9 protein-coding genes are annotated in these 12,243 nt (G+C 58.6%); 7 read left to right on the top strand and 2 right to left on the bottom strand.

Annotated features, from left to right (window positions below; translation table 11 throughout):
• Positions 1-31: 31 nt before the first annotated feature.
• Positions 32-3,529, bottom strand: a complete 3,498-nt coding sequence (locus NA78x_RS29995) for a PAS domain S-box protein (RefSeq protein WP_425616061.1) — start codon at positions 3,527-3,529, stop codon at positions 32-34.
• Between the two features lie 663 nt (positions 3,530-4,192).
• Here NA78x_RS29995 and NA78x_RS30000 point away from each other — a divergent pair.
• Positions 4,193-4,891 carry a DUF4760 domain-containing protein gene (locus NA78x_RS30000; protein WP_425616062.1) on the top strand — a complete coding sequence of 233 codons (699 nt, stop codon included), beginning with the start codon at positions 4,193-4,195 and terminating at the stop codon, positions 4,889-4,891.
• A gap of 476 nt (positions 4,892-5,367) precedes the next feature.
• Here NA78x_RS30000 and NA78x_RS30005 read toward each other — a convergent pair whose 3' ends face one another.
• Complete coding sequence (locus NA78x_RS30005) at positions 5,368-5,697, bottom strand: DUF971 domain-containing protein (protein ID WP_425616063.1); 330 nt, start codon at positions 5,695-5,697, stop codon at positions 5,368-5,370.
• 824 nt (positions 5,698-6,521) lie between these two features.
• Here NA78x_RS30005 and NA78x_RS30010 point away from each other — a divergent pair.
• The 6 genes from NA78x_RS30010 (at position 6,522) to NA78x_RS30035 (ending at position 12,214) form a co-directional block, all read left to right on the top strand.
• Positions 6,522-6,812, top strand: coding sequence for a hypothetical protein (locus NA78x_RS30010; protein ID WP_425616064.1), 291 nt, complete (start codon positions 6,522-6,524; stop codon positions 6,810-6,812).
• Positions 6,809-8,335 (top strand): ABC transporter permease, encoded by a 1,527-nt coding sequence (locus NA78x_RS30015; protein WP_425616065.1) that lies wholly within the window; start codon positions 6,809-6,811, stop codon positions 8,333-8,335. Before NA78x_RS30010 ends, NA78x_RS30015 begins: the two co-directional genes overlap by 4 nt.
• A 307-nt stretch (positions 8,336-8,642) precedes the next feature.
• Positions 8,643-9,254, top strand: a complete 612-nt coding sequence (gene rpsD, locus NA78x_RS30020; RefSeq protein ID WP_425616066.1) for a 30S ribosomal protein S4 — start codon at positions 8,643-8,645, stop codon at positions 9,252-9,254.
• A 180-nt stretch (positions 9,255-9,434) separates the two neighbouring features.
• Positions 9,435-10,919 (top strand): dihydrolipoyl dehydrogenase, encoded by a 1,485-nt coding sequence (gene lpdA, locus NA78x_RS30025; RefSeq protein WP_425616067.1) that lies wholly within the window; start codon positions 9,435-9,437, stop codon positions 10,917-10,919.
• A 116-nt stretch (positions 10,920-11,035) separates the two neighbouring features.
• A complete protein-coding gene (locus tag NA78x_RS30030; RefSeq protein WP_425616068.1) occupies positions 11,036-11,788 on the top strand; it encodes a hypothetical protein in 753 nt (250 codons plus the stop codon).
• Between the two features lie 27 nt (positions 11,789-11,815).
• The gene (locus NA78x_RS30035; RefSeq protein ID WP_425616069.1) at positions 11,816-12,214 is read left to right on the top strand and encodes a VOC family protein; all 399 of its coding nucleotides are present in this window, start codon (positions 11,816-11,818) and stop codon (positions 12,212-12,214) included.
• Positions 12,215-12,243 lie beyond the last annotated feature (29 nt).

Below are 12,243 nucleotides of genomic sequence, written 5' to 3' on the forward strand. Positions count from 1 at the left end.
GTAGCTATTGGGGCAGCACTTCGTCGATTCTCTAGTCGTTCACTGGCAGCCAGATGCGGAACTTTGCCCCGTGGCCGCCGGTGATGGTTGGTTCGGGATTTGACTCCGCGATGATCTTCCCGTGATGGGCTTCGATCGTGCTGCGACAGATCGCCAGGCCCATCCCCGTGCCACTTTCCTTGGTGGTGAAATACGGCTCGAAGACCTTCTCGGCCATGTCGGGGCGGAAGCCGGGGCCGGTGTCGCAGACCGATAAACCAACGCCGTTGTCTTCCAGATAAGTGCGCAGCACCATTGAGCGCTCCTCGGCGGGGACATCTTCCATGGCCTCGGCCGCATTGCGCACCAAATTCACAATCACCTGCTCAATCAACAGCCGGTCGGCTTGAATGGCCGGCATGGGTTCGGTCAGTTCATACCGAATGGTGGCTTCGTGACCGCGCGCGGCGACTTCTAACAATGGTTCCAGTGTGCGCACGCATTCGCTCAAGCTGAACGGTGACGGATCGAGTTCACCTTTGCGCACAAACAGGTTGATGCGCCGAATGACGTCGGCGGCGCGGCGCGATTGCCGCGCAATCTCTTCCAGCCAGTTGCGCGCCTTGGCAATTCCCTCGTCGGAGTGCGCGCCGTTTTGTCCGAGCGCGCCCAAAGAGGCGGACGAGAAATTAGCGATCGCATACAAAGGCTGATTCAATTCGTGCGCAAGCTCCGCGGCCATCTGCCCCATCGTGCTCATGCGGTCCGCATGCGCCAGATCGGTTTCGCGCTGACGAAGCTTCTTCGCGGCGTCGACTCGGTCGGTCGCATCGCGAACCGTAATCAACACTTCGTTCGCTTCTGTTTCTTGGTCAGGCAGATTCCCCGGATCGCGCACCGCCTTGGCTTGCAAGTCGAGCGACTTGTACTCTCCACTGGCGTGGCGAAATCGGGCCGTGATCGAAACGGGCTTTCCTTTCCACAGGAACGCTTCGCGCATCGTCGCGAGCCGCGGTCGATCATCGGGATGCACGAGCAGATCGAAGATCTGGCCTCCCTTAATCTCCAGCGGTTCGATTCCCAGCAACAGTTTGCTGGCCGGCGAAGCGTACAGGCAGTTTCCTTGACGATTCAAGCGCATGATCAAGTCGGACGAATTCTCGGCGAGTAGTCGATAGCGCTCTTCGCTTTCGCGCAAGATGGCTTCGGCCCGCTTCTGATCGGTGATATCGCGGACGATGCCGCTGATGCGATAGAGTTGCCCGGCCGCGTTAAAGATCTTCGCACCGTGATCGTGGACCCAGCGGCGCTCGCCATCGGGCCGCTCGATCTGATATTCCACGTCGTACGAATTTCGTTCACCGGACAGCCAGCTTTCAAAGATGCGTACGACCCGGTCGCGATCGTCGGCGGCAATGTACTTCACGCCCACACGCACGCCGGAATAGAGCGTTTCCTGTGAAATACCCCAAATGTGCGTGAACGCGGGATTCACATACAACAGCCTCTCCGGCTTGAGATCGACGAGCCAAAAGCCCTGGTCGGTGGCTTCGGCCAATTGGCGAAATCGCTCATCGTTATCGTGCAGCGCCTGCTGCATCTCTTTGCGGCGCGTGATATCGCGGGCAATCATGATGCACGAGTCGATGCGGTTGCCGTCTTTGATGGGCGCTAGATGCACCGACCACCAGCGTGGGCCGCGCGGAGCCTCGGAGGACAAGGTTTCGTAGTTGCATTCTTGCCCACTGGAAAAGACCAACTCAAAGCTGGCCTCGACCACGCGGCGATAATCCTTGGCGACCCAGTCGACACACTTGGTGCCGATGACCTGCTCGATGGTCGCTGGCGGGGAAACGCGATTGCAATAGATGATCGTCGTATCGCGCTGGGCCTGCAGAATCAGATCCGGCGCGTACTGCATCAGCGTCCGATAGCGAAGTTCCGAAAGCTTGAGTTCTTTCTCGACGCGCCGCTGCTCGGTGACATCAATATCGCAGCCCAGCACGCCGACGATCTTGTCGTCCTGGCGAACGGGCGCGATGAGGCATTGATCGACCTTGGGTTCGCCCAAAAAATCGTGCGCCACCTCGGCGTTCACCACTTCACCTTGCAGGGCGCGCTGAACGAAGCCCATATGCTGCTCGGCGATCTCGGGGGGCATCTGCATGTCGGCCACCTTGGTGCCGATGTTGTTGCCAAACTGTTGCAGCGAGACAGGGTTCTGCAAGATGATGCGCGCGTCGCAATCGGCGGCCCACAGCCGAAACGGCAAGCTCTTCATCACCGAGTCGAGAATCGCATCACTGGCACTTTTGGCTTGCTCGGCCAGTTTGCGGCGCGTGACATCGACCATGTAGCCGCGCAGCCGGACGGGCCGGCCGTTCTCGCGAAAGATGCTGATGTAGTCATGCACCCAAACCACATCACCTTGGGCCGACGGAATGCGGTACTCCGTTTCAAAGTGCTCGCTCGACTTCAAGTGCTCATAAAAGATGTTAAGCAGCGACTCACGCTCGTCCGGATGGACCAGGCGATGCCAGAAGCCAGGGACATACCAATCTTCGATCGGGTAGCCAAAAATCTCCGCGGCCTGGGGACCAACATAGGTGTAGCGATCGGTGCCAAGTTCGGCCTCCCACGGGACGAGTCGCGCTTTCTCTGCCAACTCGCGAAAACGCGTCTCGCTGCGCAGGAGAGAATCGATGCGTTTGCTGTTTTCGATGGCCAGCGCTGCCAGGTTCGCAGCCAATTCGAGCAGTTCGATTTCTTCGCTCGAGGGCGAATGCACCTGCAAGCGATAGATGGCCAATGTTCCCAGCACCTCGCCCTTCTCACCCCGAATGGGTTGCGACCAGACACTGCGAATGCCGGTGTCTCGGCTCACGTCTTCGAATCCCTGCATGCGGGAGTCGAGATGCACATCGGCGATGATGACGCGCTCACCGGTTGCCGCCGCACTGCCGCAGGCACCGACGGTCGGCCCAATCGGCAAGCCATGAATGCGAGCCGCGACATGCGCCGGCAAGCTGGGGGCTGCCAGATGCTCGAGGCAACTCCCATCGGCCGAGACCCCCAAAATCGACACTGCCGCGCCGTGATAGTTGGCTTCCACACCTTGCGCGAGTTCGCCCAGCACATGCGCGAGCGAGACGTTCGCGGCCAGTTGCTGAACGATCCGGCTTTGGAGTGCGAGCAATTGTTCGGCCCGTTTTTGCCGCGTGATTTCGCTCGTCCAGAAGTGCAGGCGTGGGACTGCCGACGATTCCAACTTGCAATGCAGCTTGAACCAGCGCCACTCGTTGGTTTCGCTCCGGGCGCGATACTCGCAGTCGACATACTCTTCGGTGCCACTCAACAGCGGATGCAGGCACTCGACGAGTTTCGCTTCGTCCTTGGAGTGAATCACTTGCCCTTGCAGCCAATTGACCGGGAGCGACCAGTTCGGTTCGCCGCTACGGAGGACGGGGCGCGGGACGAGCGGCGCGTGCCAGTAGCGCGAGTCGGTGGCGGCCAGCAAGACGGCCAGCGGATCTCTGGAAGGAGCATTCATCGTGAGCATCAGCCAAAGACAAGGTGCACGGAGGAGCGCACTCTTATCGTAGCGGCTGAGCAGGACGGTTCGTAATCCCGCGCGCGATGAGAAACGCGCCAGCGCCACAGACGCCTGCGTAATCGACGTCGGCGCAAAAAAATGCCGCCCCACTGCATCGAACCGGAGGGGACGAAGCAGCGGGGCGGGACACAATACACTCGAAACCGGTTACGGCTTTTTTGGAGAGCTATCTACACGCTTGTCAGGGCAGCAGACGAGTGCGGTCGACCCTCGCGAACAATTGGCCAGAGGTGGCAAGTGGCGAAGTCTGGACAAAGGCCTCTAGGCTTTGCCGCAACGCGCCACCGCGTTTGCCCTGGCGTTTCATGCGGGGAACATACGAATAGACCGCAGGCGAGTGAAAAGGTTCACTGGGGATCGCAGCGCAGGTCGGCACAGCGGTTCAGGACACCGGCAGGAAAACCCAGATGATTCCCGAGAAATTACGCACACGCTTGAAAGCGAAGTCAAGGTCAGCGGGATTTCAGGCAATTTGGGGGTGAGGGCAATAAGATGGCGAAAAGTGGCGGATGGATGACACGAACCGCCAGAGTTGACATGCGGGTAACCGCCGCTATGCTATCACCCCAATAGCAGGTGGATCAAACCGTTGGAGGGGTAGTGGAACCGAAGAAGAAGCTAGATATTTCGCCAGATGGGCCTAGTGCCCAATTCCCCGTTAAGTTTCCGCCCTGGCTACACATCTTCGTTTTTCTCCTCGTCCTATCACTCGCAGGCACTTGGTACTGGTTCGGAGCAGAGGCTCTAAAAGGTACGCTTGGCATTTTGGCAGTCGTTATCGCTACATATTCTGCCTATTATGCTCGAAGATCCATACTTTCGGCACGAGACCGTGAACTTGCGGCACGCGAACGGGATCGTTGCTTTGAAACTGTAAAATTCTCCAGGATTTTTAGCGACGATCCTTTAGCCGAGGCGAGAACAGAGCTAGCCACACGGTTTCGTCAGATACTGAATCAGCAGCAGATAAAAGGGGCCACAGATGCGAGCAGGCATGATTCGGCCGTTAAATCGCTATCAAACGAAATGTTGGCGGCGATGGAAAAAAGAGATTCAGATGGCAAGGGGCCAGACGATTTAGTTGATGAGGCCATCGCAGTTCTCGATTACTTCGAGGACCTGGCAGTCGGGATCGAAGACGGCGTGTTTGATGACTCGACGGCACGAAAATTGCTCAGAGGCGCAGTGATTTCCTTTTGGCGTCTTCACCAAGACGTGGCGAGGCGGTACCGCCAAGTTAACAACCAGCCTACCGCCTATGCAAAGACGGAAAAACTGTACGAATCGTGGGTAATTTAGGCCGCCATCTGACAACCAGGCCTAGGCAGGATTCGTATAGAAGAGTATAGTTTAAGGTCACCGATCACGGTGACAGCCCCTTTTCACACGAGGCAAAGGCAATGGATAAAATCGGAATTTAAGTTTTTCTTAGAAAAACACACCAACTTCAAGATAGGGTGCAACAGGCTCAAGTTTTGCTTGGGCCTTTGTTGTTTCTTGAGAGGGTTGCCGTTCTCCTCGAGTGATACTTTTCAACGATGCCTTGATTGATAAAACGCGGTCGGTTTGCATCGCGGGACGTGTGTGCCCCGCCCCCCCGCATGATTCGTGCTCGCGACAGAGGTTGTGGTAAACCACGAACAGCGACACCATCGCGGCGTGGTGTTGGCGATCTTGCTGCGAGTACTCGTCGGGCAAGTCATGCTGCATTCGTGCATGATTGCTGGCAAGGTGTGCCACTCGCTAACGCTAGTACGCCGGCAACAAGTCAGCGGTTAACCGCTGACCTGTTCGCCTAGTTCGCGGAGCAGTTCCAGCGTGAAGATGCCCGAGTCGTGGCCGTCGCTGAAGGCAATGTTGTAGGCGTAATTGCCCAGGGGCTGCATTTTGACGATCCGCAGCGGCTGCAGCTCTTCGTTCGTCAAGATCTTCAGCGAACGCAAGTCCGCCGGCTTCGCAGGCTGGGAATGCTTCTCCCGGCAAGTGGCACAGGGGCAAGCTTCGCGCAGTTGCTTCACCGCGTAGCGACGAACGACGCCATCGCTCCAATCGATCTGCAGCCGATCGGGCGTGGGAAGACTGAGGTTGGTGGGGGAGGGGAGCATGGGTTTAAGGATATCGGGCGGCAGGGGCTGGGAGCCAGGGGTCAGGGGCCAGGGGTCGGAGGCCAGGGGCCAGGGGCTAGGGGCCAGGGGCTAGGGGCCAGGGGCTAGGAGGTCGGGAGGTCGGGAGGTCAGGAGGTCGGGAGGTCAGGAGGTCAGGAGGTCAGGAGGTCAGGAGGTCAGGAGGTCAGGAGGTCGGGAGGTCGGGAGGTCAGGAGGTCGGGAGGTCGGGAGGTCAGGAGGTCGGGAGGTCAGGAGGTCGGGAGGTCGGGAATCGGGAATCGGGAATCGGGAATCGGGAATCGGGAATCGGGAATCGGGAATCGGGAATCGGGAATCGCCGCGAAGCGGTCGCTGCCAAGGGCTCGCTGGATGTGTTATAAAAATGTCTTGACTTAATGTCAATGATGTTCTTAAATAAACTCAGTGGTGACGACGCCCCAGCGAGACGGCCGCGCGCGATGCTTGCTGCGGGTGGCGCGATCAGGCTTCGAGAGCCCGGCGTGGCGACTCTGCGACGGGAAGATCGAACCCCCTGTTCAGGGCCTGTTCAGGCAGGGACGTGAACAGGGCGGAATTTGGTTATCAGACGGTTATCACGAAAACGGAGTTTGGTGGGAAATTATGAACGCAAGAGATTTATGTGAAGAGGTTTATGACGAATGGATGATCGCAAATTTTCGCGCAAAAAGTTATCAAAAGCCGGTTGTCAGCAGCGTCGAATGGGGGCTGTTCAGGACTGTTCGTGCGGGTGGGGCAGTGACTTGCTCCACGCGTAGAAAAACGCCGCGGCGGAGCGTGGCCGCGACACTCGCTGGCGGCAATGCTTGGCAGCTTGGCTGGGAACAAAGAGCCCCCCTGTTCAGGGCCTGTTCAGCCAGCAGCGTGAACAGGGCGGAATTTGGTTATCAGACGGTTATCACGAAAACGGCGATTGGCGGATCAATTTGGACGCAAAGGTTTTGTATAAAACAGTTTGCGTCGACTCGTTGAATGTGATTTTTGGTGTAAAAAGTTATCAGAATCTGGCTATCAGTAGCCTTGAATGGGGACTGTTCAACGCGGGTGAGAGCATTGCTCCACACCACCACAAGGGAAATTCGCGAGCGATCATGTGAGTCAACTTGCCGCCCCAGCTGCGATGCAGCAACTGTTCGTCTCACTCTCGCTGGCCCTGGGCTCCGCGAGCGTGGCGATTGCGTTTGGCTTGCCGCTGGCCGTGCTGCTGGCGCGCGCGCGGATCTTCGGCGGGCGAATTGCCTGGGCGATCATCGCCGCCCTGATATTCGCCCCGCTCTATGTACATCTGGCAGGTTGGGACGCCCTGGGGGCCTGGCTCGGTCTCTTCGGCCGTAATGCGCCCCAGGCGATCCTGAGCGGATTGCCGAGTGCCATCTGGGTGCACGGTGTCGCCGCAGCACCCTGGGCGGCGATCTTGATCTCCGTGGGGCTGACGCAGGTTCCTCGCCAGGAAGAAGAGCAGGCCCTACTCGAGACTTCGCCGTCGATCGTCTTTTGGCGAATCGTGCTCCCTCGCTTGTTGCCATGGATCGCCACCGCTGGTTGCTTCGCGGCGGTGAGCTCGTGGTACGAAATGACCGTGACGAATGTCTACCTGGTGCCGACGGTGACCGAAGGTGTTTACAACCAGGTCGCGGGGAATGCCACCCACGAAGTGATCTATCTGTTTCCTGCCTACGCGGTCTTCGGCGGCTTGATTGCCCTGGCTGCCTATTCGACCCGCGTGCTGCTGGTGGGCGACTTTCGTCAACTCAACCAGGCTCCGCTGTTCTGGTCTTCGCAACGCAACCTGCTCTCCTCTGGATTTGTGTGGCTGCTGCTGGCGATTCTGGCGGGCGTACCTTTACTCGTGCTGATTCGCCAGACGGGGCTTTCGACACGCATTGTGGGGACCGAAGCGATTCGCGAGTGGACCGTCAATTCGTTTGCTGCGACGCTCTGGAAAACGGCCATCGTTACCCGAATGGACTTTTGGTGGACCGCGGTCGCCGGAATGAGTGCCGCTACGGCCTCGGTTGTCATTGCAGTTCCGCTCGCCTGGTGGGCTTCCCAAGGTAGTCGTCTCGCTCCGCGAGACGGTTCCCCTTGGCGATACGGCCTGCTGTTTCTTCTGACCATTCTTCTGCTGGCCATTCCCGGCCCGCTGATCGCCCTGGGCATTATCAAGGTGATGAATCAGCCAACGGTTGGCTGGCTCACTTTCCTGTACGACCGCACCGTCTTCGCACCGGCAGTCGCCCAAACGCTGCGGGCTTTGCCGCTGGTGTTGCTCGTGGTGTGGCATGCGGTTGCCCAGTTTGACCGGCTCCAACTCGAAGCGGCCCAGCTCGATGGCTGCGGCCCCTGGCAGACCCTGTGGCGAATCGTTCTGCCCCAGCGGTGGCCGGCCCTGTTTGCTGCCTGGCTGCTTGGCTTGGGCATTGCGATTGGCGATGTCTCCTGCTCGCTGCTAGTGATTCCCGCCGGCAAAGACCTGATTCAGCGTCGCCTGTTTGGCATGATCCACTCGGGGGTCGATAACCAGGTCGCTGCTGCCTGTTTGTTGCTGATCGGGGTCGTAACGGTCATCGCAGCAGTTAGTTCAAGGTTTAAGGTTTCAAGTTTAAGGTTGAGGAACTGAGGTGGTGTCTAAATGACAAGTCGCATTAGGAAAGCCGGCTACTTGCCTGTCTTTTGGACCTTGAACTTTGAACCTTAAACCTTGAACTCGCTTGCATTTGCCCCTTGTCCAAAGCCCGCTGATTTGCCAGAATGTTGGGCTTCCCGCGATGGCCGCACCCGGTCCCGGGCTGAAGCGTCGAGTTCGCTCGACGGATATCAGTCTTGAGAGACATGGGCGTTTGCTCCGGCGAGGATCGGCTGTTGCATTGCAGCCTCGCCGTCGTCACCACTGAGGTATTTCGTTCACCGTTTGGAGAGTTTGCTCGATGGCTCGTTATCATGGTCCGAAGGCCCGTATCAATCGTCGTTTGGGTGCGCAAATCTATGAATCGGCAGGTGCCATCAAGGCCCACTCGCGCCGCGAAAGCCCACCAGGTATGCACGTGAAGGGTGGCCGCCGCTTGTCGAACTGGGGTAAAGCCTCGGCCGAAAAGCAAAAGATCAAGCATTACTACGGCCTCGGCGAGCGTCAGCTTCGCAAGTACTACCACATGGTGGCTTCGAAGAAGGGCAACACGGGCGAACAACTTCTCACGCTGTGCGAACGCCGGCTCGATAACGTCATCCGCCGCGCTGGTTTCACCAAGACCCGCCCGCAAGCTCGCCAGGGCATTGTGCACGGCCACTTCTTCGTGAATGGCATCAAGGTGACCAGCCCCAGCTATCAGCTGCGCCAAGGCGATGTGATCACGGTTCGCAAGAAGGAACCGATCTACAACCTGTACAAGGGCGTGCTGAGCGAAGGTGGCGCGAACACCCCGGATTTCGTCTCGTTTGATGGCGAAACCCTGCGAGCAACCGTCCTGGCCGTTCCTGGCCCGAACGATTTCAGCTTGCCCGTCGACGTGAACATCGTCGTCGAATTCCTCTCGCGCTAATTTCGCCTGAGTCGAATTTTCGGGAGAGTCGAGTTGCGGCCGGAAAAGTCTCCGGCTGCAGGATAGAATGCAACGAGGACCGCCGACGACAATTCGTCAGCGGACCTCGCCTTGCCTCTCAACGTGCGGCCCCTGCGCACCTCTTACATTCGCGCTGTCATCTTTCGCCAAGTCGACACAATGCATACTTCTGTGGTGGTTTTGGGCGGTGGTCCCGGCGGTTATGCCGCAGCTTTTTACGCGGCTGACGAAGGCCTGGAAGTCACCATCGTCGAGCAAGAAGGCAAACTCGGCGGCACCTGCTTGCTGCGCGGTTGCATCCCTTCGAAGGCGCTGCTGCATGTAGCGCGAGTCTTGTCCGAAGTCGAAGAGCTGAACAAAGACTGGGGCATCACGCTCGGCTCGCCGCAACTCGATATCGACAAGCTTCGCGCCCGCAAAGACAAAGTCATCTCGAACCTCTCCGGTGGCCTGAAGAACCTCGCCAAGCAACGCAAGGTAAAGGTCATCACTGCCAAGGGCGTCTTCGAGAACTCGACCACGCTCAAGCTGGAAGGGGACGACCCGTCGATTCCCGAAGATCGAACTTTGACGTTCGATCAATGCATCGTCGCGACCGGTTCGCTGCCCGCGATGCCCGCCAGTTTTGATATCGGCTCCGACCGCGTCATGGACAGCACCGGCGCCCTGAAGCTGGCCGACGTTCCGGAGTCGCTCCTGGTCATTGGCGGCGGTTACATTGGGCTGGAAATGGGCACCGTCTATGCCCGCCTTGGTTCGAAGGTCAGCGTGGTCGAAGCCCTTGATGGCATTCTGATGGCTGCCGACAAAGACCTCGTCAAGCCGCTGCAAAAGCACTTGATGAAGCTCTTTGAAGATCGCATCTTCCTGAACACCAAGGTCGGCTCGCTCGGCCTGCGCGATAACAAAGTTGAAGTCGCCTTCGAAGGCCCCGGCAAGTTCGGCGTCGAACGGTACGACCGCGTGCTGGTCGCTGTTGGTCGCAAACCCAACACCCGCGGCATTGGCTTGGAAAACACCGGCGTGGTGGTCACTCCGCGCGGCTTCATCGAAGTCGAAAAATCGATGCGCACCGCCGATCCGCACATCCTTGCCATTGGCGATGTCGCCGGTGATCCCATGCTTGCGCACAAGGCCTCGCACGAAGCTCGCGTCGCCGTCGAAGCGGTCCTCGGCAAGCCTGCTTCGTTCGACAAGCTCTGCATCCCAGCTGTCGTCTTCACCGATCCCGAACTCGCCTGGTGCGGTCTCACTCAGCAAGAAGCCGAAAAGGCGGGTCGCACGGTCGACATCGCCGTTTATCCTTGGGCAGCGAGCGGCAAGGCCATCGCGCTCGGTCGCACCGAAGGCCTGACCAAGCTCATCGTCGATCCCGAAACCGAACGCGTGCTGGGTTGCGGTATTGTCGGCCCGGGCGCTGGCGATCTCATTTCCGAAGCAGCGCTGGCCATCGAAATGGGCTGTGAAGTGCGCGATCTCGCCGAGACCGTCCACCCGCACCCCACGCTGAGCGAAACCATCATGAACGCCAGCGAAACCTTCTTCGGCACCGCCACCGAAATTTACAAGCCCAAGCGGCATAAAGAAGTTGAGGCACCCAAGGCCGAAGGTGGAGCTTCGACTTCGGAAACGGCGACACCGTAAAAGCGATCTCCATTCGCCCCCCGCTCTCGCGGCGGGGGCGTTTTTGTTTGCCGCGATGCCTCTCCGCCGCCTAAGATGACGCCATCCGTTCGGCGAACTTTTTTGGAGGCGGCACCATGTCCTTATCTCGTCGTTCTTTCGGCCAGCACACGCTCGGCGCGCTGCTCACTTACTCGCTGCTGGAAACGCTCTGCACGCGGGAGCTGTTTGCGGCCGATATGAAGCTGCTCGCCAGCAAGTGGATGAAGGACCTGCACGACCTGAGCCAGGACGTGAAGGGAGCCAAGCTCAAGCAGACCGAGTGGCAAACGAAAGTCGACGAGCTGTTTGCCCATGTCGATCTGGCCGATGTGATGAAGTTTCTCGATCTCGAAAAACTGACCGAGAACATCAAGTACAAAGACCAGGGCGAAGTCAGCCTGCGAGCGAAGTTTCCGAAGGTGGAAGGGTTGCCCACGAGCCTCGTCTTCGGCCATCAGATCTTCGCGCTCAACAAGGGCCGGAGTGTGGTGCCGCACGGGCACAACAACATGGCCACGGCGTTCCTGATTTTGCAGGGGACCTTTCAAGGTAAGCACTACGACCGCCTGGAAGACGAAGAAGACCACATCATCATCCGCCCCACGATCGACGCCGAGTTTGGCCCCGGCGGACATTCGACCGTCAGCGATCAGAAGGACAACGTCCACTGGTTTCAAGCAACCAGCGACAAGGCCTTCATCTTTAACATCCACGTGATGAACGTCGACCCGAACGCCAAGAACCGCAGCGGCCGGCTGTACATCGACCCCAAGGGTGAAAAGCTCAGCGACAATCGGATTCGAGCGAAGCGACTCTCGACTACCGAAGCCTATAAGCTGTACGGCTAGACTCGATTGACTTAGCGATCGTCACTCATGGCTCACCTGCAACTCGTCACCATCGTTGTCCACGACTACGACGCAGCGATCCAATTCTTCGTCGCAGGGCTTGGTTTTGAACTGGTCGAAGACTCCGCAGCCACCACCAACGATGGCCGACCGAAGCGCTGGGTGGTCGTCAGGCCCAAGCATGCACAGACTGGAATTCTGCTGGCGCAGGCCGACGGGGAGAAAGAGCAAGCGGTGATTGGCAACCAGCTTGCTGGGCGAGTCGGCTTCTTTTTGGAAGTCGAAGACTTTGCGAGCGCCTACCGAAGAATGACCGACTTCGGTGTCGAGTTTACGAAACCGCCCAGAACCGAACCCTACGGCCAGGTCGCGGTCTTTCGAGACATTGCCGGCAACCTTTGGGATCTTCTTTGCCCGCGTTGTTGATCCGGCCGCTTTCAACTACCACTGGAGCG

The organism is Anatilimnocola aquadivae (assembly GCF_049819085.1).
In the GTDB taxonomy this organism is placed as follows: domain Bacteria; phylum Planctomycetota; class Planctomycetia; order Pirellulales; family Pirellulaceae; genus Anatilimnocola.